The organism is Clostridium hydrogenum (assembly GCF_021432385.1).
In the GTDB taxonomy this organism is placed as follows: domain Bacteria; phylum Bacillota; class Clostridia; order Clostridiales; family Clostridiaceae; genus Clostridium_S; species Clostridium_S hydrogenum.
Genome location: NZ_JAEACT010000002.1, coordinates 99,610 through 125,371 on the forward strand (window position 1 = coordinate 99,610; position 25,762 = coordinate 125,371).

Sequence of the window (25,762 nt, forward strand, 5' to 3'; positions counted from 1 at the left end):
TATTGAAAGTTCTTAAGTTTTCGAAAAATTTGCCACTTAGGTTTATTAATTTTATTTAAGATTTCGAGATACCCGTAGACCACATTATTTTTAATGTACCTGTCCCTTGTTATTTGGTTTTGCACTACACCTTTGTTCGCAATCTTTAATTATTGTGTATAAAATAATTTTGTGCAACATCCCCAACATTGTACTCTGTTTCTAAAGTTTTATTGCACACTCCAATGCAACTACAAGTAATTTTTCTTTTTGAGATAATAAGTGTTTTCCAAGTCCTCGTATGTCCCAATTAGGTGAATCTAGATTATCTGCTGCATATAAAAATTGTGCAAATCTTACATTTCTAAATTTAGTTACAGCTGCCAGTGCTGAACATTCCATTTCAACACAAATACAGCCTCTCTTTTTTCTATTTTCTAGCTTCGCTTTTGTTTCTCTGTATACTCCATCCGTAGTCCACGTTTTTCCTAAAACATATGGATATCCTAAATTATCTAAAACATTTACTACAGTATCAACAGATTTATTTTCTAATTCTACTTCTTCTGAAACTGGAAGATAATGATAGCTTGTACCTTCATCACGTACAGCAGAAGTAGGAACAATAATGTGTCCATCGGCTATTTCATGATTTAATACTCCACACGAACCAAATAAAACAATTTTTTCTACACCCATTGCTATAATTTCTTCAAAAGCCGCCGCACAGGATGGTGCACCAACAAATGCTTTAAATATTGCAACTGCTTCACCTTTATATACAATTTTATAAATTGGCTCTGCCCCATTCGCAGAAGTAATCTCGCCTAATTGCTCAACATTGTCCCATTCCTTTAAGCTTTCAAATAACTTTCCTGAAAAAGTACCTACTGCAACTTTAGGAAAATTATCAGACTTTTTTACCATCATGCTTGGTTCAAGAATTGCGGATTTATCGTAATCAAAATCATTTAGAATATTTTCCAATATGCTCGCCTTCTTTCTAAATTCATTATAGCTATTGATATCACTTACCCCAAAATACTTTTATAATATTATTTATCAAAGGTTTTAATGTTATTATGATAAATTATACCATATAAAGCAATTATATAAGTTGTCCATATTATAATGCTGGAATAAGCAATTGTTGTAGTTTCACTTATAATTACAAAGCTATCAGAAAACATAAAAAATACTGCTCCAATTGCAACTTTTAAATATTGTTTTTGATTTTTGTATAGTGATACTGCCATGGCAGCCATAGTTGTTATACATATTCCATATACTAAACTTCCAAACTTAAGTATTCCTGCACTTGGCATGTCTTTAAATTTTAAACTCCACAAGCTTATTAGGACTATATAGTATATTGCCGCGCTTATATAAAATCCACTATTAAATACAGAACCATTCTTTTCCTTTATAGTTTTAACGTATGCTATTATAAAAAGTATATGAGCAATTGCAAACGCGCTGCCACCAAATGCAATACCTCCAGGAATAAACTTTGCTAATATCAAATCTCCTAGAAAGCAAAAAAACATTCCTCTTGATACATACTTACTATATACACTTCTATTTTTCAGCCATAAATAGCATGAGGTTATAAAAAATATACAACTTACTAGCATAGCCGCATATTGATTCACTTCTCTGCCCTTGCCTAATATTATTCCCACCATAAGAATTATTAATTGAAAAATAAATATCAACTTAGTTTTGCAAAACTTTAATCCTAAAAACATACTATTCCCCTCTCACAAATTACTTATACTTAATATATGCTTTTAATACTATATTTATCTTCTTACCCTTATTACGATGAAATTATATTGATATGAATGTATTGTTGTAAATAAAATTTCAAAAAAATAGTAGCAACCAATCCAAATTGGTTGCTACTATTTTAAAGCATATAACAGTGTTACCAGTTATCTATTAACAACTGAATTGTATAACTGCAGGGTTCTCATATCAACCCGTTTTTATTGTCTTATTTAATATTACTTATGAAATTTTTCAATGCTAGAATTCAGCACTTCCAGTGGTTCTAGGGAATGGTATTACGTCCCTTATGTTAGATATTCCTGTTAAGTACATTATCATTCTTTCAAAGCCAAGTCCGTAACCAGCGTGCTTTGTTTCTCCGTATTTTCTAAGCTCTAAGTACCACCAGTAATCCTCTTTGTTAAGCTTTAATTCATCCATTCTCTTTTCTAAAACATCAAGTCTTTCTTCTCTTTGGCTTCCTCCTATAATTTCTCCTATTCCTGGAACTAGAAGGTCTGCTGCTGCAACAGTTTTGTTATCATCATTCATTCTCATATAGAAGGCTTTTATATCCTTAGGATAATCTGTTACAAATATAGGCTTTTTAAATACTTGCTCTGTTAAATATCTTTCATGCTCAGTTTGAAGATCTATTCCCCATTCAACTGGATATTGGAATTCTGCCCCTGATTTCTGAAGTATATCAACTGCTTCTGTATAAGGTACTCTTCCAAATTCATTGTTTACTACATTATGTAATCTTTCAAAAAGACCTTTATCTATGAACTTGTTAAAGAATTCCATCTCTTCTGGTGCCTTTTCCATAACGTAGTTTATTATGTACTTAACCATTTCTTCTGCAACATCCATGTAATCTTTTAATTCTGCAAAAGCCATTTCAGGCTCTACCATCCAGAACTCAGCCGCATGCCTTGCAGTATTTGAATTTTCTGCTCTAAAAGTAGGTCCAAAAGTGTATACATCTCTAAACGCAAGTGCAAAAGTTTCAGCAGAAAGCTGACCACTTACTGTAAGATTTGTCTTCTTACCAAAGAAATCCTTTGTATAATCAATTTCACCCTTGTCATTTCTAGGCGGATTATTTAAATCTAAAGTTGTTATCTGAAACATTTCTCCAGCACCTTCAGCATCACTGGCAGTTATAATAGGTGTATTTGCATATACGAAATCTCTGTCCTGAAAGAACTTATGTATTGCATATGCTGCTAAAGAACGTACTCTAAATACTGCTGAAAATGTATTACTTCTAGGTCTTAAATGCGCAATAGTTCTTAAATATTCAAGTGTGTGTCTCTTTTTTTGAAGTGGATAATCTGTATTTGATTTTCCTTCTAAAGTAACCTTTGATGCATGAATTTCAAAAGGCTGTTTTGCATCTGGAGTTAATACAAGTTCTCCTTCTACTCCAACTGTTGAGTTTATAATAAACTTTGAAATTTCATCAAAGTTTTCAAGTTTATCTTCAAAAACTACTTGAATGCTTTTAAAGAAACTTCCATCATTTAATTCCATAAATCCGAATACTTTTGATGATCTTATTGTTCTAACCCAACCACAAATTTTAATTTGCTTTCCTGAATAATTCTCAGGTGAGGCATAAATCTGCTTAATAACTGTGTTTTCCATCTTATTTCCTCCAATAATTAAAAATTTGATTCAAAGTACAGATGATAGAGTACAGTGAATGTTGATTTTCCTCCGTTAACACTACGAAAAATCTTGTAATTTATTATTTTAAGATTTTCTGCTTCAGCAGAAAATCATTCTTTATAATTAAAATTATTTATTACACGAATTATAATATCACAACACCGCCGTATGTCAACTTAATTATAAAAAGTACATTTAAAATTACCTAATATTGCAAATTTACTAAATTACATAATATTTACAATTTGTAGTGCATATGATTTATACAGGGTGTATAATTAGTATGTACCAATTATACAATTAATTTAAAGGGAGGTGAATACTGTTACAGAAATTTTGTGTGCACTAATATTAAATAATTTAATAAAGGGGTGTATGTCATGGTTTCATATTGTATAATTTATGGTGTTATATGTATTTCTATCTTAGCTATTCTATACCTTGCTAACTTTATATTTAAGCAGGACAAGGGTACAGAGAATATGCAGCAAATTTCAAATGCTATCAAAGAAGGTGCAATGGCCTTTTTAAAAAGGCAGTATAAAACAATAGCACTTTTATCTATTTTTGCTCTTATCGTAATCGTTTTAGCAAACTATTTCGGAAATTCGTCAAAGGGTTCAAGCGAGGCTTTGCGTATAGCAATTCATACTGGTTTTGCCTTCATCATAGGTGCTTTATGCTCTGCAATATCAGGCTATATAGGAATGTATATGGCTGTAAATTCAAACATACGAGCTGCCGCTAGTGCTAAAAAAGGTCTTAACAAAGCTCTTCAAATAGCACTAAAAGGCGGAGCTGTAACAGGCCTTGCAGTTACAACTTTATCATTATTTGGTGTAGCCACTCTATTCTTACTATATGGTGGTGCTTCAAGTGATGCCAATTTAATCAAAGAGGCTCCATCTTTAATTGTAGGTTTTGGATTTGGTGCTTCTTTTGTTGCATTATTTGCACAGCTCGGTGGTGGAATATACACAAAAGCTGCTGATGTAGGTGCTGATCTTGTTGGTAAAGTAGAAGCTGGAATACCTGAGGATGATCCTAGAAACCCTGCCGTAGTTGCCGATCTTGTTGGTGATAACGTAGGCGATTGTGCTGGAAGAGGTGCTGATCTTTTTGAATCAACTGCTGCTGAAAACATAGGTGCTATGATATTAGGAGTCGCCTTATATCCTATCTTTGGTATAAAAGGTATCCTATTCCCCTTAGTCGCTCGTGCACTAGGTATTCTTTCATCTATAATTGGTGTATTTTTAGTCAAAGTAAAAAATGATAATGATGACCCTATGAAATCACTTGAAATCGGATTTGTCATAACTTCTGTATTAAATTTAATACTATTAGCCTTTGTAACAAAATTCATGTTAAATGGTAAAAATGATAATGTTAACTTCTGGATTCTTTATGGATGCGTTGTTACAGGAATAGTATTAAGCTTCATATTTGTTTGGACAACTAATTACTACACTTCGATAAATAAGAGACCTGTAAAAGAAATTTCAAATGCCTGTGAAACAGGTGCTGGAACTAACATTATAAAAGGTGTATCTGTTGGAATGGAATCAACCGCTCTTCCTGTAATCTTTATATCACTTGCAATATTTATAGCCTACAAGCTTGGTGAAGCTGCTCTTCCTGGAACTGCTAATGCAGGACTTTATGGAACTGCTATAGCAACAATGGGAATGCTTTCTAGCTGTGCTTATATCCTTGCTATGGATACCTTTGGACCTATAACTGATAATGCTGGTGGTATAACTGAAATGTCTGGTGCGCCTGAAAAGGTTAGAGTTATAACTGACAGGCTTGATGCTTGTGGAAACACAACTAAAGCCTTAACAAAAGGATATGCTGTTGGTTCTGCTGCTCTTGCAACCTTCTTGTTATTCTCCGCTTATCTAGATGAAGTTAAAAAGATACTTGGTAAACCACTAAACTCATGGTTTGCTATTGATCTCGGAAAACCAGAAGTATTTATTGGTGGCTTCATTGGTGCCATGATAGTATTCTTATTTAGTTCGACTGCCATTAGAGCCGTTGGAAATGCTGCTCAATATGTTATTCTTGAAGTAAGAAGACAATTTAAAGAAATACCTGGAATAATGTCAGGTAAGGCAAAACCAGATTATGCAAAGTGCGTTGATATCGTAACTAAAGGTGCTTTAAAAGAAATGGTTTTGCCAGGAGTTATTGTTATATTAACCCCTATACTAGTAGGAGTTCTTCTCGGTAAAGAAGCTGCTGGTGGATTCTTACTCGTAACTACAATTGCAGGTGTTATAATGGCATTATTCCTAAACAACGGTGGTGGTGCTTGGGATAACGCTAAAAAACTTATTGAACTAGGTGAACATGGCGGTAAGAATTCAGAAGCACACAAGGCCGCTGTTGTTGGCGATACTGTTGGTGATCCATTTAAAGATACTGCAGGTCCTTCACTTCACGTTTTGATAAAACTCGTAAGCACATTAACCTTGGTATTTATATCATTGTTTAGATAAAACTTTTTAAATATTGATAAACAAAGTGTAGTGCAAAATCAAAGAACATTTGGTAGGCGTAGAAAAATGATGTTAGTGAATAGCGGCTCAAAATCCTAAATGAAATTAATAAAACTAAGCGGCAAATTTTTTAAAGCTTAAGAGCTTTCGATAACTCGCAAAAATACGCTCAGACAATCTAAAGCTCTAAATCTTTAAAAAATTTTCCACTAAGTTTTATAGAATTTTATTTTAGAAATTTTTTCGCCACTATTCCCTAACATCATTTTTTTCCTACTCCTACCAAATGTTCTTTGATTAACCCACTACATCTTTGTTTCACAATATATAATTATTTTGTAACTCAAAACAATAATCATAACAATTTAAAAACCATTTCCTTGCACTACACCAAAATTCCATAGGCACGGAGGAATTTTCACCTTAAACCCCTGTAAATGCGAAGTAAGTGTAGTTCAGGATGGTTTAAATAAAATTTTAAAAAAACTTAGAGTGAAATATTTAAAAGGCTTAGATGTTTCAATTGTCTGAGCGCCCAGCGAGTTATTGAAACATCTTAGGCTTTTAAATATTTTGCTCTTAGTTTTATTAATTTTATTTAATATCCTGGACTGCACTTACTTCGCAATAATTTTACATGACTTTTTTCTTGCTCTCAATGTACCTATTTATTTTTCCGCTCCACATTTTATATAATTTTTCATCATATCCTTTTAATACTTCAATAAAAAAATCTAATACTCCTAATTTATATAATCCTTTAGATAAATGTCTTGGAAAATCCCTTTCTCTGGAATAACATTTTTTAGGATCTATTACTTTAAGTTGTCCATCTGGTTGAACAATTATATCCCTGCATCGTATATCAATTTTTTTAAATTTAAGCTTATAAAATTCTTTAAGAAGATCTATAATTCTGCATGCTAGTTCTTCACTCATTCCATTTTTTCTAATGTACTTTGATAAAACCTCTCCATCAGCGCACTCTCTTATAATGTAATCCTTTCCAACTTGATACACTTCCGGAAAATACCTATTACCATTTACTCTTTCTAATATGTTACACTCCCCAACAAATGCATAATCATTATAACTAACCTTAATAGCTTCGCCACTTGGCAATTTGTACACCTCTCCATTGTGCCCTTTACCCAATAACCTGCAATAACTAAAATTATAATTATTATTCACCCTTACATGCTTTTGCTTCATGTAATCCACTCCATATTTAATTACTATTATTAATCATAATATGTTTTCACTTTAATATATTCAACTTAAAATTACATAATTTTTCGTAAAATTTAATATATTCATATACTACTTAAAAATATTACTTTATAATAATATAAAAATGGAGGTGCTCAAATGGAAATTCTACCTTTCGATGACTGTGGTGAATATTTAAACAAACTAATTATTTATAGGGATATTTTAAAAGATCCTGTTATATCATTATTAAAAAACTTTCTTGATGAAAGCTTCAGTGAAAAACATGATAGAGAGAAAATAAATAGCTTGTACTATGAATTGAGTTCAAAATTAATTTCCGCTGCTGAGAATTATGGGCTTAGCGGTAACTTATTAAAATCATACATAGGCAATTGCATAGTAAACTACAAAAACTACTTTACTAAAGCTTGTGAAAAATACGAAATGTCCATAGAAAAGTGTCTTTACCTCACTGCGTTAAATGATATAAAAATACTATACTCCTTATTAAATCTTAATATAGGGACTGCATTTGATCAAGATTACACATTGTTTGAAAATTATATTCCTACTTTAAATAAACCATCTATAGGACTCTTTAACGAAAAACTAAATTCTATAATTAACTCTTCATCACCAGAATATATGCTTAAAAAAATTATAAAATATTACTTTGAAGTAGGTTCTGGTGAAATGTCAAATGCTATAGCCTTTAGATGGGAAAATGGTCTTACTCCAGTTAAAGATTATGACTATTTAACCTTCTCGGATATTATAGGCTATGATTATCAAAAAGAAACCTTAATAAAAAACACAAATGCATTTGTAAATGGTCATACTGCCAACAATGTACTTCTAATAGGCTCAAGAGGTACTGGAAAATCTTCTTCTGTAAAAGCCCTTGTAACAGAATTTTATTCAAGTGGCTTAAGACTTGTTGAAATAACTAAAAGTCAACTTTTATGCTTTCCTGACATACTTAAGGAGCTTAAAAGCCGCGGAAAATATTTTATTATATTTATAGATGATCTTTCTTTTGAAGAAGGTGAAATTGAATATAAACAAATGAAATCTTTCCTAGATGGCGGAATAGAAAAACTTCCTTCAAATGTTCTTGTTTATGCAACCTCAAATAGACGCCATTTAATTAAAGAAACCTGGGGAGATAGAAACCAAGATAGTGAAGAAATTCACAGTTCCGATACAGTAAATGAAAAGCTATCGCTTTCAGATAGATTTGGAATAAAACTAACTTATATAACTCCTAGTCAAAATGAATATTTTAAGATAGTAGAAGAATTAGCTAAAAAGCAAAATTTAAATATTTCAGTTGAAAACTTAAGAAGTGAAGCTGTAAAATGGGCTGCATCCCAAAATGGACGTTCTGGAAGAACAGCTAAGCAATTTGTAAATTCCTTAGCTGAATAAAGATAAACCAATTGTAATTCAAAAACTATCTAACAAAATAGTTAGCTAACGTTTATGTTAGCTAACTTTGATTTAAGTATTAGTGCGTTTGTAAACACCATTTTCTCTTTCCATGAGCTTTTCTGAAATAAGTGCCCTTCTTATAGTACAAAAATCATCATTAATATCTGCAATTATTATATTCACTTCTTTTTCCATATATAATTTGTCATGCTCAAAGTTTTTAACAATTTCTTCAAGTACAATTCTTCTTTTCTTCTGCTGAACTGGCAGTGATTTAAGCTTTCCATATTGAAAAAAAGAATCTACAACTTTTTTTCTATACTCTTCTTCTCTTTCTTCTTGAATACTTTCATCACTTGCATTGGTTTTAACAAGGTCAAGCAAGCTCAAATTAAATATTTCTTTATTTATATAGTACATAACATAATACTGCTCTTTATTTGAATATACCATTCCTGCTTCTTCAAGCTTTTTTAAGTGAAATGATACAGTAGAAGGAGACAACTTAAGTCTTTCTGCCAAAAGCTCAACATACATTGGTGTTTCAATTAAATTATTTATTATATTAATTCTTGATTGGTCCGCAAGGCATTTAAATATTAAAATTGATTTTTCCACGAATTACACTTCCATTCTATAAACGCTTGTCATAGCATACCTGAAAAATGGATTTTACTTCCTCCATCGTGTCAAGTTTAATTTTTTCTATTATATATTCCTTAGTCATATCGAATTTTTTGTCCTTTTCGGCCTTAACTTTCCACGAAGCTGGTATCTTCTCAAAAAAATTCATGTACGTTAAGTAAAATTCATTATAACTATTAATTTCATCTATTACATTTTTACCATAAACCTTATTATAACTTACATTAAACATCTTTACAAAAATATCAATAATATTATATTTTATTTTCTTCATATTACCTTCATCAATAAAATTTTCCTGCCTAAGTTCCAGTTCCTTTTTATTTGTTGATTTCATTTTATCATCTAGTATTTCTAAATACTCTTTTTTTAGCATTTCATGTTTTTTCATAATATCACTCCAAATCAATCCTATAGCTATCATTATATTCATAAAAACATTTAATGTCAATTTAATTCTATATATATCAAATCATATTGACTTTTTGAAATTCCATATCTATAATTTAACTTGATAATTATCGAAATAAAATTATAAAGGAGTTTTTTTAATGGAGTTTCTAAATATTTTGCCTAACCTAGTTAGTGCTTTTGAAATAAAAAAAGGTTCTATTGTTCTGCTTCAATTTTGGGGAGATAATAAGGATATTGATTTTCTTGATAAATTTGCTATAGAAATTGCAAAAATAGGCGGAATACCAATTAAGCATCAATTTTCAAGAGAATATCTAAAAGATTATTTTTCACAAGTAACAAACGAAAATTTAGAGTTTCCCGAAAATTATTTTAAAGTTTTTGGATTAGCTGACACAATAATTGATATTTGCATGTATACGCCTGTAATAGCTCATAAAGATTTTCCTAAAGACAAAACTGCAGCTTATAAAAATCACATGAGAAACTTATTTAGTACTGTTAGCTCATCTGAAAAAAAATTAATTCAATTACGGGTGCCTACTGAACAAAACGCAGTTGAAGCTGGCCTTGAAGTTGCAGTTTATAATGAAACTTTATTGGCTGCTTATAATATAAATTACTCAGAATTAAAGCTAACTTCTAGCAATCTATTAAACAAACTAAATAATAAAAAAGTTGTAACCATTACAACGGATGAAATTAATACACTAAGCTTTGATCTTGGCAATAGACAATGGTTCAAGGATGATGGCACTGGTGATATGCCTTGTGGTGAAATTTATATAGCACCTATAGAAGAAAGTGCTAACGGAAAAATTCTATTACCAAGAATAGAATTAGAAGATAATTCTTATGAAAATGTAACATTAGGATTTAAAAATGGGAAAGTTTCAGCTTCTTCTGAGAAGGCTGTATTGGAATTTTTTAAAAATGTTCCTGAAAATGCAGACACTATAGGTGAACTTGGCATAGGTCTTAATAAACATGTTAAAAAATTAATTGGGCTTGATTTAACCGATGAAAAATGTATTGGTACTGCTCATATAGCTTTAGGCATGAATATTATGTTTGGTGGAAAAAATAATTGTCCTTTTCATGCTGATTTTGTATTTAAACCTGATGAATTGAAAATTGACGAGATTGTTGTTATCGAAAACGGAATTTTAGTAATATAGATAAACCAGTTCAACTATTAAAATTCATGTGTACCAAAATGCCCAGAAGACGGCATTTTGGTACAAATAAATTTCAAGTTTCACAGTGGTTTATCTTTAGTGAAACTAGATCAAAAAAGTAAAAGCTAACATCTATTTTTTGTTAGCTTTTACCTTAGATACTATCTCAGGAACCATTTTAAGAACTTTATCTAAATTGATTTTATCATTTACAGGTAGAGTATTTACCCCATTGTTTCTTATTACTACAATGGCATTTGGACTAATCATAGCACCAGCACTAAATTCACTATTCACTTTATTATTGTGAATAATCCTGCTTCCGCCATTTGGCATGCTACAGCCTAAAATAACTTTACTTATTGGAACTAATATAACTTCCCCTATAACTATGGGTTTTCCCACAATTATTTCAGTTTTTAAGGATTCTTCAAGTCCTGTAAATAAATCATCTAAATCTCTCTTTGCTCTCATCTCAAATTCCTCCATGAATTCCGTCTATATCCCCTAACCTTTTTATCTATTAATTATATCCATAAAATATATATTTAACCTAATATCATAATTTATTTATCTAAATCTAACCTTATAATATTATTCTACAATTGTAAAATGAACCTTGACTTTATTATTCTACAATAGTAGAATAATATTAAAGGAGGTTATACATTATGTTAAAAAAGATTCCGGAATCAGAACTAGAGGTTATGAAAATTATTTGGAACAGTAAATCAAAAATATCATCTAAAGAAATTATTGAAATTATGGAAGACAAAAAAGCTTGGAAAAATACAACAACTTTAACACTATTAAAAAGACTTACAGAAAAAAACTTTATAACTGCTGAAAAAATTAAAAGAGTTACCTATTACACAGCTATTGTTAGTGAAAAAAGTTACCTTGAAATGGAAACAAGTACTTTCTTCGAAAAAATTCACGGCAGCTCACTTAAAAGTTTCATCACAACCTTGCATGATACTAATGACATTACAGATGAAGATTTAGATGAATTAGAAAACTGGATTAAAAACAGGTGATACTATGATATGTATTTTAATGAATAAGATTTTACAGGCATCACTAATAGGCAGTATCGGAATTATATTAATTGTAATTCTGAGAAAACTCATATTAAAAAGGTACACACAAAATTTTGCCTACTATATCTGGCTGCCTATAGTTATAAAACTAATTATTCCTTTTAAAATCACATTAGATTTACCTAAAAAACTTTATTCACCAATGGGTAATTCCTCCTTTAAAATTAAAACTACTAATATCTCATACAACATGCCCATTACTTATAAAACTAATGCTTCTACAGTTTCTACCTACAATGTAAGTAAAATAGCTGCTTGTTTATGGTTAACTGGCATAATGATTTTTACACTTTATTATATTTATTCTTATTTTAAATTCACTAAAAAAATAAGTAAGTTTTCATATGTAGTTACTGATAATAATGTAAAAAACATATATTCAAAATTAGTCTGTGAATTAAAAATAAAAAATAAAATTTCTTTAAAATATTGTCCCAATATTAGCACTCCCTTTGGCATGGGATTATTTAATCCTAAAATACTACTTCCTAAAATAAATTATACCGATGATCAATTAACTTGGATTTTAAAGCATGAACTTATGCATTTTAAAAAGCATGATTTGGTATATAAATTTTTGTTAACAATAACATCAATTATTCATTGGTTTAATCCCTTAGTTTATGTGATGTGCAAAATTATAAATTCTGATTGTGAACTTGCTTGTGATGAAGCTATGCTTAAAAATTCAAATTTAGAAAATAGAAAGCTTTACGCAAATACATTAGTTAATTCAATAAAGTTAAGCAAAAATTTCACTATAGAAAATAACATCATGACAGGCTTCAATAGCAATAAAAATATATTAAAAAGGAGAATAGAAAATATGTTTAATTTAAAGATAAAAAAGAAGGGAATATTAATAGGAACTTTAGCCGCTTTAATAGTTGGAAGTTCTTTTATGGGCTTTAAATCCTTTGCTGCTGATACCAGCATAGCTACACAAAAAACACTTACTGCTAAAACAAATTTGCCAAATACAAAATCGCATGTATACACTTATTGTTTTTCAAAAGTTGCTTACAATGAATTAAAAGAATCAAGCAACATGAAATTTCATTATGTAGCTGCTACTTCAGCAATAAATTTAACACCGCCTAAAGGACCTTTTACAAGCTACACCTACTCTACTGCTCCAAAAGCTATAAAAGAAATGTATGAATTTGATTGCAAAAAAACAAATAAAACCCCTGATCCATCTGACATCATTCGTATAGAAGTTGATAATTAAATAATTTAAAGAATTATTTATTTATTAATTTTATAAACATTACAAAATAACCAAATTTGCTATAAATATTTTATTTGCAGATAATGTTCTACAAAAATTTCAAACATAAAATTCCGTAGGCACGGAGGAATTTTTTCCTTATAATACCGCGATAGCGAAATAACAATGCTGAAGGAACGATTTAAAAAAATCCTAATAAATCTTGACTAAAAAATCGTAAAATCCTTAGATATTTCAATTGTCTGAGCATTTTTCCCAGCGAGTTATTGAAATATCTTAGGATTTTACAATTTTTTAGTCTTAGATTTATAGGATTTTTTTTAATGTGACGAAGCATTGTTATTTCGCTATTTTTCTATTTCAAAAACATCTTCAAGTCTATCACTCATATATTTATAAGCATCCTGCACCCCTTGATTGTAAAATTCCGACGCAAGCTCTTCCATGAAAAAATCTAATATTAGCCCTGCCGCAAGTTCACCCATTTCCTCGTCTCTTTCATTTTGAAAATACTCTCTTATTGAGTTAATCATACTATTTCTTTTTTCTTTGTTGAGTTCAAATTTATCGTACACTCTTTATGATCCTCCTTAATTTGAATTACTTTAACTATTGTACGGTTTAACTGCAAATCTAACTATACTTATTATAAGCAATATTCCTCCTATAGAAAATAGGCAAACTACATCTTTAATAAGATACTCTAATCCCACTCCCTTTGTTATAATTCCTCTCAATATATCGATGAAGTAGGTTAAAGGAAGTATGCTGCTTATAATTTGAACAAATTTAGGCATAGCTTCTATTGGGAAAACAAAACCAGAAAGAAGAACACTTGGAAGCAACACTAATATTGTGAGCTGCATGGCTTGAAGCTGCGTTTTTGAAATTGTGGATATTAAAATTCCTATAGCAAGAGCACATATTACAAAGCCAACACCTAAAATCAGTAACAGCGGTAAACTTCCATTTATCGGCACCTTAAACCAAACAAGCCCCAATACAAGCGAAAATAAGAAATCAAGAAAACCTATAAAAATATATGGAATTAGTTTACCAAAGATTATCTCTGGTGATTTAAGCGGTGATACTGTAAGCTGCTCTATTGTGCCTCTTTCACGTTCTCTTACCAAAGCAAAAGCCGTTAAAAGTATAGTTATATTTTGCATTATAAGACCAATTAAACCTGGAATAGTGAAATTTTGATTTTTTAAATCAGGATTGTACAGTACCTTTGTATTAACATTAACACCTGCATTTGATACTTTAACATTTACTTTTTCATTTAATTGTTGAAGTTTTGCTGCTCCATACTGCTGACCAGATAAAACACCACTGCTAAAAACTGTTCTAGCCGTGGTTGGATCTGAACCATCAACTAAAAGCTGAACTTCTGCCTTTTCTTTATTTAAAAGTTTTGTACTAAAATCAGCAGGAATGATTAATGCTGAATGAATCTTACCTTCATCAATGCTTTTAGTAACCTTATCAATGCTGTGTTCCCTTGACACTATATTAAAATATCCTGTGTTTTGAAAGCTTTGTATAAGTTCTCTACTTTCCGTTGTATTGCTTTGATCAATTACTGTCATTGAAATATTACTAAGCTCCGTATTAACTGCGTATCCAAATAAAAGTATCATTACTATTGGCATCATAATAGCAATTCCAAAGCTTGCTTTATCACGTTTAAGTTGAATTATTTCTTTTTTTACTATTGAAAGAAACCTTTGCATATTCATTTTTATTCCCCCTTTCCTATCATCTTTTTAAGTTCTTCAAAGGAGTTCTCTACTTTTTCATTAGTAGTTCTCTCTACATACCTTATAAATACATCCTCAACATTTTTAACGCCTTCTTTTTCTATTAGCTCCTGTGGAGTACCTGTAGCCATAAGCTTACTATTAAATATAAAGGCAAGCATATCACAACTGGCTGCTTCATCCATATAATGAGTTGTGACAAGAACTGTTATGCCTTCCTTTGCAAGGGTAAATATCATTTCCCAAAATATCCTTCTAGATACTGGATCAACTGCCGAAGTTGGCTCATCTAGAATTAATATCTCTGGTCTGTGAATAAGTGCACATCCAAGAGCAAGCCTCTGTTTCCATCCTCCTGATAAATTGCCTGTAATATTGTGTTCCCTTCCATTTAACCCCGCCATACTGACAATATATTTTTTTCTTTCATCCCTTTCCTTTTTGTTAAGACCATAGATTCCAGCATAAAAATTTAAATTTTCATCTACTGTCAAATCTTCATACAAGCTAAACTTCTGAGACATGTAGCCTATTTTCGCCTTTACTTCAGCTTTAGCTTTTCTAACATCGTGTCCAAGCACATATGCAGTTCCATCAGTAGGTGTCATAACCCCGCATAACATTTTTATAACTGTAGATTTTCCAGAGCCATTGGGTCCGATAAACCCATATACCTTACCTTTAGGGACATTGAAGCTTATATTATCTACAGCAGTGAAATTTCCAAACTTTTTAGTTAACCCTTTTATTTGTATGGCATCCATCTATATCCCCCCTGTCTATTTGATTTCAACATCCATAAGTGTTCCTGGAGTATATGCTAAATTGTTTGAAAGTTTAACTTTAACTTCAAAAACCATTCCTTGCTTATCCTCTTTTGTCTCAGTATTTTTAGGAGTAAACTCTGCTTCTGGGGATATAAACGTAACCTCGCCTGTTCCAACCTTTTTGTCATTGTAATATAAATTTAATTTATCCTTTAATTTCACATCAGAACGTTTAGACTGTTCAACATATATTTTTATATACCTATTATCAGTATCAAGCACCTTTGCTATATTACCTCCCTGCTGAACCATTTCTCCCTCATTAACAAGTACATCTGAAACAACTCCGCTCTTCTGACTCTTAACCTCACACTTTTCTAAGTTTAAATTTGCTAAATCTGCTGCTGCCTGTGCCTGCTTTACTAATCCATCTAATTGATTTTTCTTATTATCATCTGCACTTTCTGGTAAACTATCATAATTAGCTTTGGCAGTTTCAAGTCCGCCTTCTGCCTGATTTTTTTGAAGCTTGTAGACATCAGAATTTATATCAGCAATAACCTCATCCTTTTTAACTTCATTTCCCTCTTCTATATTTAATTTATCAACTTTTCCACTAACTTCAGCAGTTATATAAGTGCTTTTACATTCTACTGTACCTGTGTATTTGTTATTATCTGCATTCTTGGCACCACATGCTGTCAAACTAAAACACATAATTCCTATAATTGCAACTAATGCTTTTTTACTTTTCATTATCTTCATCACCTTTCTTAACTATTCCATTTAGAAATACTTCCACCATTTCTTCTACTTGCTTTTCTTTATCCATAATTATGAGTTCTGGAAAAATTGAATTTTGAATTACATATGCAGCTACCATTCCAACAACCGTTCTTCCAACAATCATTGGATTAACATCCTTAAACTGATCTTTAAGTCTACTTTTGTCAATATACTCCAAAAGCATATCTTTAGCTGTTAAAATTATATTTTCCTTAAATGCTTCTTTTAAGTCCTCCTGATACTGAATTTCTGTAACAACAATTTTAAAAATCTCCTTATTCTTTTCCAGCAAATCAATTCTATCTAAAATTATTAACTTTAATACTTCCTTTAACTCCTTATCCTTACTCTCCTCTAGTATTTTTCCGATTCTCTTTGTTATAATATTTTTACCTATAGTTTTTGAAGAAAGTATTACTATTTTTGCAAGTAAAGCTTTTTTATTTTTAAAATATCTAAAAAGAGTTCCTTCAGCTATACCTGCTTCTCTTGAAATTTCACTTGTTGTTGCCGCATTATATCCCTTTTCAGAAAAAATCTTAATTGCTGCATCCAGTATTTCCTGCTCTCTATTTTCTGCTGCTTTTCTTACCATAACTTTTATCCTCCACTTATTTTATTAATGAGTGAGTACTCACTTATTATTATATTCCTGTCTTGGATAAAGTCAAATAATTTTTTATAGATTGCACGAGTTTTATAAATTTTCAGTAAATTATGCACAGTTTGCACAGGGTTATCCACAATTATTGTGAACAACTCACAAATTCTTGTTAATATCTTAAAACTTATTCACATTAATGTCCCCACCAAATATATTTTTTCGCGTAAATACAACATTTTTTGTTGTGGATATATATTGTGTATTGTGGATAAAATAATGCACATAGAAAAACGTTCATAGATTTTTTTAGCTATGAACGTTCTTCTTTTAATATATTCTACAATTTTAACTTTGCAAAATATTTATCTTTAAAATATTTTAATCTAAAACCTCATATTGTGCAGAAATATTTTCAGTTTTATCACTTTGTAATTCTTTTTTGCTAATGGAATTCTTATTTGCTACGGCATCTATACTTCCACCAGCTGTTGCCGCTATATCTATACCATGCAATATAGCTTGTCCAGCAGCTATGCCGCCACCACCAGCAGACAATGCTCCTCCTCCAACTGATGCTACAGTAGCGTTCGTAAATGCAGCTCCATGAAGTGCTGAAATCGCAGTTCCTGTACTTGCAACACCATGTGCAGCTGCTATTCCAGTAACAGTTGAGCCAATTATATCACCTGTTACTAACCCTACAGCTCCCCCTCCTACAACACTACCAATAACTTTCGCTTTTTGTATTTGTTTCTCATCAGCTCCAGCCGCTTCTGCAATATATCCGCCAACACTTCCCCCCGCAGCTGATGCGACTTCTATAGCCTTATCCATTGCAAATCCTAATCCATTTCCAACTACTTTAGTAGTTTCACCGACAAATTCTCCTACTTCTCCCGAAACCTTAATTGCCTTTTCAGCAAGTTCCTTATTCCCATTTGCATCTGCAATTATAGAAACTACTCCACCAGTTGCCTTTATGCTATATTCTGCAGCTTTACCAGCAACTTTGCCTGTCACTTTTATTAAACTTCCCATAAGACCCATTTAACTATTTCCCCCTCTGTACTAACACTTTATGTATCTATATAATATTATACTTGTTTATATAAATAAAAAAAAGATTTGCTCTAATTTCAGCAAATCTTTTTTAACTTCATCTATTATGAATCATTTTACTTTTTAATTCATTCCACTACTACACAAATTTATAAGTCCAACATTTATAAGTATATTAATAGTGTTTTGAAACAATTTAAATAAAATTTTAATAAATGTTAGAGGCTAATCCTTAAAAACTTAGAACTTTCAATTGTTTGAACACCCATGAGTTTATTAAGGATTAGCCTCTTATATTTATTAATTTTGCTGGCTATGTTTTAAATAAGTGTTGATTTTCACACTTATTTAAAACATAGCTTCCTTTAGTATGTTAGGCTATTTTTAAAAGAATGTTGATGTGATGTGTTGGCTTTTATGGACTCTTAGTATTGCTCGTTTATAATTTGCGTAATTTTGACTAGGACGGTCAAAGCCATTTAGGCATCAGGACGATGCATCTAAATGGGTAGCAAATTATAAACGAGCAATTCTTATTATTACTTCATTAATTTTTTTAATTCATTACTACACAAATTTATAAGTTCCACATTTATAAGTAGATTAATAGTGTTTTGAAACGATTTAAATAAAATTTTAATAAATGTTAGAGGCTAATCCTTAAAAAACTTAGAACTTTCAATTGTTTGAACACTAGTGAGTTTATTGAAAGTTCTTAGTTTTTTAAGGATTAGCCTCTTAGATTTATTAATTTTATTTAATGTTTCAAAACACTATTAATCTACTTAAATCCACTTTAATACATCCTGTATTTTTTTATCCCAAAAGCCCCATTCATGTGTTCCACTTTCTTCTTCATAAGTGTAATCATAATTTAAATTTCTCATGAACTCCCTAAACTTAGCGTTACCATCATATATGAAATCTTCTGTTCCACAACATTGATATATTCTAGGCTTTTCACAATTCTTTTCTGAAAGCTCCTTCGCCAAATAAAATAAATCATGCTTACTGCCTTTTAGATTTTCAAAATCACCCAATATAGCATAAAGTTCGTTCGCTGACATAATAGGATTGTAAGGAGTTTTTAAAGTATCTTCATACATACTAACAATATCAGTGGCTCCAGATAAACTTGCTGCTGCACTATATTTATCTGGACAACTTAATGCAATTTTAAGTGCACCATATCCACCCATAGAAAGTCCTGCTATAAAAGTATCTTCTCTTTTATTCGATATGTGAAAGAATTGTTTCATTACCTTTGGAAGTTCTTCAGTAATAAACGTAAAATACTTATAGCCATAGACCATATCTGTATAAAAACCTCTTCCGCCATTTGGCATAACAACAACTAAGTTCTTTTCCGAAACATACCTTTCTATGGAGGTTCTTCTAAGCCATGTGGTATCATCATCTGATAAGCCATGAAGTAAGTATAAGACAGGACTATCCCCTTTAACCTTGGAACCGCCCATACCTATTTGGTTCTCAGCATTTTGTGGAAGTATAACCTGTACAGACGTAGATATTTTTAAAACCTCTGAAAAAAATTTGCAATCAATAAGTGCCATATAATCACCCCTTAAACTTCGATAAATATATTATACCCATTTTCAAACTTAAATTGAAAAATCCTTATACCCTAAGTTATTATAATAAGCTTTAGTTGGAGAATAATCACTTATTCGATTATCTTTTAATAACAGAGAATATAAATTATTTAATCCACTTAGTACACTTATATTAGTTATTTTATTTGCAACTAAATCAACATTTTGCAAATTAATTAAATCCTTTAATGGTTCTATATCACTTATCTCATTGTGGCTTAAAAGAATAGTTTCTAATTTAATCAATCCTTCTAGTGGAGTTATATCACTTATTTGGTTGTTAGCCAAAGAAATACTCTTTAAATTAATTAATCCCTTTAGCACACTTATATCACTTATTTTATTAGAATCAGCTGCTAATTCTTTCAAGTTAGGTAACTTTTCCAGCACACTTATATCGTCTATTTGATTATCACTTAAATCAATCATTTGTAGATTATTTAATTCACCTAATGCACTTATATTACTTACTTCATTATTGCACAAAATAAGATTTTGTAAATTAGTTAATCCTCTCAATGCACTTATATCACTTATCTTGTTATTATCTAAATCAAGAACCGTAAGATTAGTTAATCCTTTTAGTTCACTTATATCGCTTATTTTGTCATAGCCTAAACAAAGCCCTTGTAAATTTGTTAATCCTTTTAATATGCTCATGTCTACTGGACTACCAAACACCATAAGTTCTCTTAAATTAGTTAAATCTTTTAATGCACCTATGTTTCCTACTTTACCATAAATACAATTAAGAGTCTTCAAACTTTTTAATTCCTTTAATGGGCTTATATCATTTATTTCATTTTCATCAAGCGTAAGAGTTTGCAAATTAGTTAGCTTTTCTATTCCACTAATGTCACTTACAATTCCATATTCATTATTTTCAACACTTAATGTAGTTATTTTCGCCACGTCACTTTCAAGCAAATCTCCAGTTGGCTTATTTGTAACATCTCTTATATCTTGTTCTAAACTTCTATCTTTAAATGTTACTATATCATCCTTAATACTAAAATTTACTGCAACTTCCTTTTTTAAATTTTCTCCGTTTTTATCATGAATTTTATTGCTAATAGTTAATTTATATTTCTCACCAGCATTATATCCATTTGATGGAGGCGTTACACTTACTGATTTATTGTCCTGGCCTAATTTTAAAGTTACATTAACATTATTTCCTTTACTATCTGTAATTGAAATTTCCTGATTTAATAAATTATCCTGCGCAATTTCATTATTAAAATGGATAACCCACTGCTTTTGTTTGTCCACAGCCACATTATCTGGCAACCCTGCTGCCTTAACACTTATAGGTAGAGATATTAATAAACTAAAGAATGCCACAATTATCAACTTCTTAAGCACGTACATAGTCATCTCCTCATTTTTATTAATATCATTATACCTTATGCTAATTTAATAGTAAATATTTGTAACAGCACCCAACTTCAGAGTACAAAGCACAAAGTACAGAGTACAATGAATGATGATTTATCCTCCTTTCGTCAGATAAATCTTAAAACTTACAAATTCAGCTTCGCTGAAAACCTATAACCTAGGTTTGGGCATCGCCCATTAAGTTTTAAAATTTTCTGCCACAGCAGAAAATTAACCTTCACTGTACTCTGTACTCTGTACTTTGTCCTCTGCCTCTAAAGATCATCCACCAATGTACTTGCCTTAGCATATGCCGTTGATTTTGCTTCAAAAAAGTCTGTTTTAACCGAATTTGCATCTGCATAAATATCTACCCAAACAGCTGGATTTGCATTATAGCCTTCATAAAGTGGTTCAAAACCAATTGCCTCAAGCCTCTTATTTCCAAGATATTTTATGTAGTCTTCTATGAGTTTTTTGTTTAATCCTTGAATTCCATCTCCAATTACATAATGTCCCCACGCAATCTCATGTTCAACACCTGTTTTAAGCATTTCTCTTAATTCCATTTTTATTTCATCTGTAAACATCTCAGGCTCTTCTCTTTGGAGTTCCTTTATAATGTTTCTAAATAGCCATAAATGAGTGTTTTCATCTCTGTTTATATATCTTATCTCCTGAGCAGAACCTGGCATTTTGCCATTTCTCTCAAGATTATAAAAGAACATAAAACCTGAGTAAAAATAAATACCCTCAAGTATGTAATTTCCCATTATTGTCTTTAAAAAATTTCTTTCATTTGGATTTTGTACAAAATTATTGTAGATATCTCCTATAAATTTATTTCTATTGAGAAGTATACTATCATCCTTCCACTGATATAGTATTTCATTTCTCTTTTCTGGAGAGCATATTGTATCCAGCATATAGCTGTAACTTTGAGAATGTACTGCTTCTTGGAAGGCTTGAATTGTAAGGCATAAATTAACCTCACTTGCTGTAATATAATTATTTATGTTTCCAAGATTAGCTGTCTGAACAGAATCAAGGAATATTAAAAATGAAAGTATTTTATCATATGCAGTTCTTTCAAGTTCATTAAGCTTTCCATAATCCTTTAAATCTTGAGATAAATTTATTTCTTCAGGTATCCAAAAATTATTCATAGCCTGCCTATACCAATCTGAAACCCAGGTATATTTCATATTATTAAAATCATTTAGATTTGTAGTATTTCCATTTATCATTCTCTTTTTAGCTGTTTCTATATCACCATTTTCATTAAATAATGGTTTTCTTATTATTGACACTTAGACCACACTCCTCATACCGTTTATTATATACATTAACTTAGTTTTCTCAATGTAATATTAATGCTAACCATCAAATCAGAGTACAGAGTACAGATGACAGAGTACAGTTAAGGTTGATTTACCTTTCCTTACGTCAGGTAAATCTTAAACTTATATGTTGTCAGCTTTGCTGAACAACATTAATGCCGCGATTGCGTACGCAATTAAAAAATAAGTTTTAAGATTTTCTGTAGCAAGGCGGAAAAAAATCCTCCTTCACTGTACTCTGTACTCTGTCAGTTGTACTCTGAATAAATGTTCGTAATGCTTAAAAACTACTACACTTTATTTATCCCCTATGCACTGCAGCTATCGCATTCCTCCACCGTAAGTGCTTTTGACCTCACATAGTATATGCTCTTTACCCCAAGCTTGCAGGCTTCAATATATAAATTCATTATTTGTCTCATAGTATAATCTGTAGTTATATAAAGATTAAAGGATTGAGATTGATCTATGTGCCTTTGCCTTATGGAATTTACTTTAACGCACAATTGTTGATTTATATTATAGGCTGAAATATAGAACCAAAAGTTATCCTGTGAAAGATTTGGTGCAGTTTTGGGAGTTATGCTTCCCTTCTTTTCCTCCATCCAAAATCTTGACATAACAGGATCTATCCCCTCTGAAGTTCCTGCAATAGTTGCTGTAGAACCATTAGGTGCAACTGCCATAAGGTATCCATTTCTCATTCCATACTTCTTTATTTCACTATATAGGTTCTTCCACTCACTAGAATCATAGCCTCTTATTTTAAAATAATCACCATTATCCCAGTCGGAATCTTTAAAATATTCATAAGCACCTTTTTCCTTAGAAATATTCATGGATGCTTTAATTGCATAATAATTTATTTTTTCATAAACCTTATCCGTAAATTCTAAATGTGCATCACTAGTCCAAGGAATTTTATTATTTGCAAGCATATGGTGATATCCACTCGTGCCAAGCCCTATTCCTCTATACCTTTTATTTGTAACTTCAGCAAAAGGTACTGAATAATAATTTAAATCTATTACATTATCCATAGCTCTTATTTGTGTTTCAACCACATATTCAAGTTCCTCATCATTTGTCACATCCACATTTCCAAGAACAATAGAAGAAAGATTACAAACAACAAAATCTCCTGCTTTGGTCTTTTGAACTATTATTTTATCTCCATTTTCATCAATTATTTCTTCTTGCAATATATCCATTGGACTCATGTTCTGCATTATCTCTGTGCACAAATTAGATGAATATATCATTCCCTTGTGCTTATTAGGATTCATTTTGTTTGCTGCATCTCTGTAAAAAGCAAAAGGAGTTCCTGTTTCTGCTGCACTTTTTATTATTAGTCTAACTATATCTTTAACAGACATAACTCTTTTAGTAATTCTATCGTCCTCTACACATTCAAGATACCTTTTTTCCCACTCTTCTCCATAGAAATCTTCAAGGCAATAACCTTTAACTTTACTTACTTCATGTGGACACATCATATACCAATTAGCATCGATATTCTCCTCTGCAAGCTTCCAAAATAAATCCGGATAACAAACTCCTGGGAATACATCATGAGCTTTTTTTCTATCATCTCCGTTATTTGTTCTAAGTTGAAGAAATTCTGGCAAATCTTTATGCCATATATCAAGCCAAACAGCTACGCTTCCATTTCTAACTCCAAGCTGATCAACAGCTATTGCAGTATCGTTAAAAAGCTTAATCCATGGTACAACTCCTGCTGATGCACCTTTAAAGCCTCTTATAGAAGATCCCATTGCTCTTACTTTTCCAAAGTACACACCCATTCCTCCACCAAATTTTGATACATTGGCAAAGTTGTCTAAGGATTTATATATGCCTTTTAAACTATCATGCACTGTATCTATAAAGCATGAACTTAGTTGATAAAAAGGCTTTCTTGCATTAGACATGGTTGGTGTTGCCATTGTCGCTTTAAGAGAACTTAGAACATCATAGAACCTTTTAGCATAATACACTCTTTTGTCTTCTTTTTCTGGAATTGCAAGATGCATTGCTATTCCCATAAACATTTGTTGTGGAAGTTCAATTGGCTTTCTATTAAAATCTTGAATTAAATATCTACTTGAAAGCAACTTTATACCGCTGTAAGTAAATAAAAAATCCCTATCCGCCTTTATATATTTTTCAAGTTCCTCTACGTCTCCCTTAGAATAATTTTCTAATATGTATTCACCATATAGCCCTTCTTCTGTTAACTCTACTATAAAATCATAGAAATTTTCATAAAGACCTCTTTTATCTGCTATATTTCTATTTTTCCTTACTTCCGCATATAGTTTTATTGTATATAACCTTGAAGCACACTCAAGCCATTTAGGCTCTTCTTGTGTTGTAAGCTCTAGACATACTTGAATAATTGAATCAATTATTTCCTTATTACTCATGTTATCTCTTAAAATATGTTCAAGTGAACTCAAAAGCTTTTCCTCTGTATATATACCTTCTTTATCTTTTACCGCACTTAAAGCTTCATCGCATAACTTTTTCAAGTTTTCCATTTCGTTTTTCCTCCACAACATCTAGTATATATATATTGTGTTGCTCTATTCCAAACCACAATATATTGGCATATATATTATAATGTTTACCTAAGTATTTTGTAAAATAACATTTTAGGTTAAAATCCTTAATTAAACTATACCCTTATTGTATACTTTCATTTTTTCTATGTATTGCTATACCCTTTATAATTTTACCCTTTGCTTGAAAAATTATTTTTTTTATTGTACGATAAATAAAAATCTATAGGAGGCTTTTTATGTTTAAAGAAATTAAAATCGAAGAGTTACAATTTAATCCTTTCACAAAAATAGCAAAGGAATGGATGCTTATAACAGCCGGCAATAAAGAAAATTTTAATACAATGACTGCTAGTTGGGGTGGACTTGGTGTACTTTGGAACGTAAATACTGCTACAGTATACATTAGACCTCAAAGATATACCAAAGAATTTATAGATGCAAATGATACTTTTACAATTGCTTTCTTTGACGAAAAATATAGAAAAGCTCTTAACGTATGTGGCAGCGTTTCTGGCCGCGATACTGACAAGATAAAGCAAGCTGGACTTACTCCTTATTTTGCTCATGATACAGTTGCTTTTGAAGAAGCAAGCTTAATAATGGTTTGTAAAAAATTATATCACAACACCTTGTTACCAGAACACTTTGATGGAAAGGATATTGATGAAAAAATGTATCCTAACAAGGATTATCATACAATGTACATTTCTGAAATTGTAAAGGTACTTGAGAATACAAAGTAGCCCAAGTT

General features: G+C 30.9%; 23 protein-coding genes. 6 read left to right on the forward strand and 17 right to left on the reverse strand.

The window, feature by feature from the left end; translation table 11 throughout:
* Nucleotides 1-201 precede the first annotated feature (201 nt).
* The 3 genes from CUEA01_RS00530 to asnS all read right to left on the reverse strand — a co-directional run bounded on the left by CUEA01_RS00530 (nucleotide 202) and on the right by asnS (nucleotide 3,399).
* The gene (locus tag CUEA01_RS00530; RefSeq protein ID WP_234117186.1) at nucleotides 202-966 is read right to left on the reverse strand and encodes a nucleoside phosphorylase; all 765 of its coding nucleotides are present in this window, start codon (nucleotides 964-966) and stop codon (nucleotides 202-204) included.
* A gap of 68 nt (nucleotides 967-1,034) precedes the next feature.
* Nucleotides 1,035-1,727 carry a lysoplasmalogenase gene (locus CUEA01_RS00535; protein ID WP_234117188.1) on the reverse strand — a complete coding sequence of 231 codons (693 nt, stop codon included), beginning with the start codon at nucleotides 1,725-1,727 and terminating at the stop codon, nucleotides 1,035-1,037.
* Nucleotides 1,728-2,007: 280 nt separating this feature from the next.
* A complete protein-coding gene (asnS, locus tag CUEA01_RS00540; RefSeq protein ID WP_234117190.1) occupies nucleotides 2,008-3,399 on the reverse strand; it encodes an asparagine--tRNA ligase in 1,392 nt (463 codons plus the stop codon).
* A 404-nt stretch (nucleotides 3,400-3,803) separates the two neighbouring features.
* Here asnS and CUEA01_RS00545 point away from each other — a divergent pair, with 404 nt between their 5' ends.
* Nucleotides 3,804-5,927, forward strand: a complete 2,124-nt coding sequence (locus tag CUEA01_RS00545; RefSeq protein WP_234117191.1) for a sodium-translocating pyrophosphatase — start codon at nucleotides 3,804-3,806, stop codon at nucleotides 5,925-5,927.
* Between the two features lie 633 nt (nucleotides 5,928-6,560).
* On the opposite strand, the gene CUEA01_RS00550 is transcribed toward CUEA01_RS00545, so the two are convergent.
* A complete protein-coding gene (locus CUEA01_RS00550; protein ID WP_234117192.1) occupies nucleotides 6,561-7,139 on the reverse strand; it encodes a serine/threonine-protein kinase in 579 nt (192 codons plus the stop codon).
* 156 nt (nucleotides 7,140-7,295) lie between these two features.
* Between CUEA01_RS00550 and CUEA01_RS00555 the strand changes: the two genes are divergently transcribed.
* On the forward strand, nucleotides 7,296-8,567 hold the full coding sequence (locus CUEA01_RS00555) for an ATP-binding protein (RefSeq protein WP_234117193.1): 1,272 nt from the start codon (nucleotides 7,296-7,298) through the stop codon (nucleotides 8,565-8,567).
* A gap of 72 nt (nucleotides 8,568-8,639) precedes the next feature.
* On the opposite strand, the gene CUEA01_RS25075 is transcribed toward CUEA01_RS00555, so the two are convergent.
* A complete protein-coding gene (locus CUEA01_RS25075; protein ID WP_234117194.1) occupies nucleotides 8,640-9,188 on the reverse strand; it encodes a metalloregulator ArsR/SmtB family transcription factor in 549 nt (182 codons plus the stop codon).
* Nucleotides 9,189-9,204: 16 nt separating this feature from the next.
* Nucleotides 9,205-9,606: a hypothetical protein gene (locus CUEA01_RS00565; protein ID WP_234117195.1), complete on the reverse strand. Its 402-nt coding sequence runs from the start codon at nucleotides 9,604-9,606 to the stop codon at nucleotides 9,205-9,207.
* Between the two features lie 160 nt (nucleotides 9,607-9,766).
* Between CUEA01_RS00565 and CUEA01_RS00570 the strand changes: the two genes are divergently transcribed.
* Nucleotides 9,767-10,807, forward strand: coding sequence for an aminopeptidase (locus CUEA01_RS00570; protein ID WP_234117196.1), 1,041 nt, complete (start codon nucleotides 9,767-9,769; stop codon nucleotides 10,805-10,807).
* A 132-nt stretch (nucleotides 10,808-10,939) separates the two neighbouring features.
* Here the strand turns inward: CUEA01_RS00570 and CUEA01_RS00575 are convergent, their stop codons facing one another.
* A complete protein-coding gene (locus CUEA01_RS00575) occupies nucleotides 10,940-11,281 on the reverse strand; it encodes a GerW family sporulation protein (protein WP_234117197.1) in 342 nt (113 codons plus the stop codon).
* A 194-nt stretch (nucleotides 11,282-11,475) separates the two neighbouring features.
* On the opposite strand from CUEA01_RS00575, the gene CUEA01_RS00580 reads away from it, so the two are divergent.
* Both CUEA01_RS00580 and CUEA01_RS00585 read left to right on the forward strand, forming a co-directional pair.
* Nucleotides 11,476-11,844: a BlaI/MecI/CopY family transcriptional regulator gene (locus tag CUEA01_RS00580; RefSeq protein WP_234122092.1), complete on the forward strand. Its 369-nt coding sequence runs from the start codon at nucleotides 11,476-11,478 to the stop codon at nucleotides 11,842-11,844.
* 19 nt (nucleotides 11,845-11,863) lie between these two features.
* Nucleotides 11,864-13,138, forward strand: coding sequence for a M56 family metallopeptidase (locus tag CUEA01_RS00585; RefSeq protein ID WP_234117198.1), 1,275 nt, complete (start codon nucleotides 11,864-11,866; stop codon nucleotides 13,136-13,138).
* Between the two features lie 347 nt (nucleotides 13,139-13,485).
* On the opposite strand, the gene CUEA01_RS00590 is transcribed toward CUEA01_RS00585, so the two are convergent.
* From CUEA01_RS00590 to CUEA01_RS00635, 10 genes are all read right to left on the reverse strand, one after another.
* Nucleotides 13,486-13,713: a DUF2164 domain-containing protein gene (locus CUEA01_RS00590; protein ID WP_329603920.1), complete on the reverse strand. Its 228-nt coding sequence runs from the start codon at nucleotides 13,711-13,713 to the stop codon at nucleotides 13,486-13,488.
* Nucleotides 13,714-13,743: 30 nt separating this feature from the next.
* Nucleotides 13,744-14,880, reverse strand: a complete 1,137-nt coding sequence (locus CUEA01_RS00595; RefSeq protein ID WP_234117199.1) for an ABC transporter permease — start codon at nucleotides 14,878-14,880, stop codon at nucleotides 13,744-13,746.
* 2 nt (nucleotides 14,881-14,882) lie between these two features.
* Nucleotides 14,883-15,665, reverse strand: coding sequence for an ABC transporter ATP-binding protein (locus CUEA01_RS00600; protein ID WP_234117200.1), 783 nt, complete (start codon nucleotides 15,663-15,665; stop codon nucleotides 14,883-14,885).
* Between the two features lie 15 nt (nucleotides 15,666-15,680).
* Nucleotides 15,681-16,433: an HlyD family secretion protein gene (locus CUEA01_RS00605; protein WP_234117201.1), complete on the reverse strand. Its 753-nt coding sequence runs from the start codon at nucleotides 16,431-16,433 to the stop codon at nucleotides 15,681-15,683.
* Nucleotides 16,414-17,049, reverse strand: coding sequence for a TetR/AcrR family transcriptional regulator (locus tag CUEA01_RS00610; RefSeq protein WP_234117202.1), 636 nt, complete (start codon nucleotides 17,047-17,049; stop codon nucleotides 16,414-16,416). Before CUEA01_RS00610 ends, CUEA01_RS00605 begins: the two co-directional genes overlap by 20 nt.
* Before the next feature lie 387 nt (nucleotides 17,050-17,436).
* The gene (locus tag CUEA01_RS00615) at nucleotides 17,437-18,105 is read right to left on the reverse strand and encodes a hypothetical protein (protein ID WP_234117203.1); all 669 of its coding nucleotides are present in this window, start codon (nucleotides 18,103-18,105) and stop codon (nucleotides 17,437-17,439) included.
* A gap of 797 nt (nucleotides 18,106-18,902) precedes the next feature.
* Complete coding sequence (locus CUEA01_RS00620; protein ID WP_234117204.1) at nucleotides 18,903-19,691, reverse strand: alpha/beta hydrolase; 789 nt, start codon at nucleotides 19,689-19,691, stop codon at nucleotides 18,903-18,905.
* A gap of 48 nt (nucleotides 19,692-19,739) precedes the next feature.
* A complete protein-coding gene (locus tag CUEA01_RS00625) occupies nucleotides 19,740-21,101 on the reverse strand; it encodes a leucine-rich repeat domain-containing protein (protein ID WP_234117205.1) in 1,362 nt (453 codons plus the stop codon).
* 281 nt (nucleotides 21,102-21,382) lie between these two features.
* The gene (locus CUEA01_RS00630; RefSeq protein WP_234117206.1) at nucleotides 21,383-22,417 is read right to left on the reverse strand and encodes a ribonucleotide-diphosphate reductase subunit beta; all 1,035 of its coding nucleotides are present in this window, start codon (nucleotides 22,415-22,417) and stop codon (nucleotides 21,383-21,385) included.
* Nucleotides 22,418-22,755: 338 nt separating this feature from the next.
* Nucleotides 22,756-24,987, reverse strand: coding sequence for a ribonucleoside-diphosphate reductase subunit alpha (locus CUEA01_RS00635; RefSeq protein ID WP_234117207.1), 2,232 nt, complete (start codon nucleotides 24,985-24,987; stop codon nucleotides 22,756-22,758).
* A gap of 260 nt (nucleotides 24,988-25,247) precedes the next feature.
* On the opposite strand from CUEA01_RS00635, the gene CUEA01_RS00640 reads away from it, so the two are divergent.
* Nucleotides 25,248-25,754, forward strand: a complete 507-nt coding sequence (locus CUEA01_RS00640; protein ID WP_234117208.1) for a flavin reductase — start codon at nucleotides 25,248-25,250, stop codon at nucleotides 25,752-25,754.
* Nucleotides 25,755-25,762: the final 8 nt, after the last annotated feature.

What these genes read in the sequence shown, in the direction of transcription:
- CUEA01_RS00600 (WP_234117200.1), bottom strand. Translation starts at nt 15,665, where the DNA reads ATGGATGCCATACAAATAAAAGGGTTAACTAAAAAGTTTGGAAATTTC.
- CUEA01_RS00610 (WP_234117202.1), bottom strand. Translation starts at nt 17,049, where the DNA reads ATGGTAAGAAAAGCAGCAGAAAATAGAGAGCAGGAAATACTGGATGCA.
- CUEA01_RS00595 (WP_234117199.1), bottom strand. Translation starts at nt 14,880, where the DNA reads ATGAATATGCAAAGGTTTCTTTCAATAGTAAAAAAAGAAATAATTCAA.
- CUEA01_RS00585 (WP_234117198.1), top strand. Translation starts at nt 11,864, where the DNA reads ATGAATAAGATTTTACAGGCATCACTAATAGGCAGTATCGGAATTATA.
- CUEA01_RS00620 (WP_234117204.1), bottom strand. Translation starts at nt 19,691, where the DNA reads ATGGCACTTATTGATTGCAAATTTTTTTCAGAGGTTTTAAAAATATCT.
- CUEA01_RS00640 (WP_234117208.1), top strand. Translation starts at nt 25,248, where the DNA reads ATGTTTAAAGAAATTAAAATCGAAGAGTTACAATTTAATCCTTTCACA.
- CUEA01_RS00565 (WP_234117195.1), bottom strand. Translation starts at nt 9,606, where the DNA reads ATGAAAAAACATGAAATGCTAAAAAAAGAGTATTTAGAAATACTAGAT.
- CUEA01_RS00615 (WP_234117203.1), bottom strand. Translation starts at nt 18,105, where the DNA reads ATGGGTCTTATGGGAAGTTTAATAAAAGTGACAGGCAAAGTTGCTGGT.
- CUEA01_RS00605 (WP_234117201.1), bottom strand. Translation starts at nt 16,433, where the DNA reads ATGAAGATAATGAAAAGTAAAAAAGCATTAGTTGCAATTATAGGAATT.
- CUEA01_RS00635 (WP_234117207.1), bottom strand. Translation starts at nt 24,987, where the DNA reads ATGGAAAACTTGAAAAAGTTATGCGATGAAGCTTTAAGTGCGGTAAAA.
- CUEA01_RS00550 (WP_234117192.1), bottom strand. Translation starts at nt 7,139, where the DNA reads ATGAAGCAAAAGCATGTAAGGGTGAATAATAATTATAATTTTAGTTAT.
- asnS (WP_234117190.1), bottom strand. Translation starts at nt 3,399, where the DNA reads ATGGAAAACACAGTTATTAAGCAGATTTATGCCTCACCTGAGAATTAT.
- CUEA01_RS00555 (WP_234117193.1), top strand. Translation starts at nt 7,296, where the DNA reads ATGGAAATTCTACCTTTCGATGACTGTGGTGAATATTTAAACAAACTA.
- CUEA01_RS00625 (WP_234117205.1), bottom strand. Translation starts at nt 21,101, where the DNA reads ATGTACGTGCTTAAGAAGTTGATAATTGTGGCATTCTTTAGTTTATTA.
- CUEA01_RS00570 (WP_234117196.1), top strand. Translation starts at nt 9,767, where the DNA reads ATGGAGTTTCTAAATATTTTGCCTAACCTAGTTAGTGCTTTTGAAATA.
- CUEA01_RS00535 (WP_234117188.1), bottom strand. Translation starts at nt 1,727, where the DNA reads ATGTTTTTAGGATTAAAGTTTTGCAAAACTAAGTTGATATTTATTTTT.
- CUEA01_RS00545 (WP_234117191.1), top strand. Translation starts at nt 3,804, where the DNA reads ATGGTTTCATATTGTATAATTTATGGTGTTATATGTATTTCTATCTTA.
- CUEA01_RS00575 (WP_234117197.1), bottom strand. Translation starts at nt 11,281, where the DNA reads ATGAGAGCAAAGAGAGATTTAGATGATTTATTTACAGGACTTGAAGAA.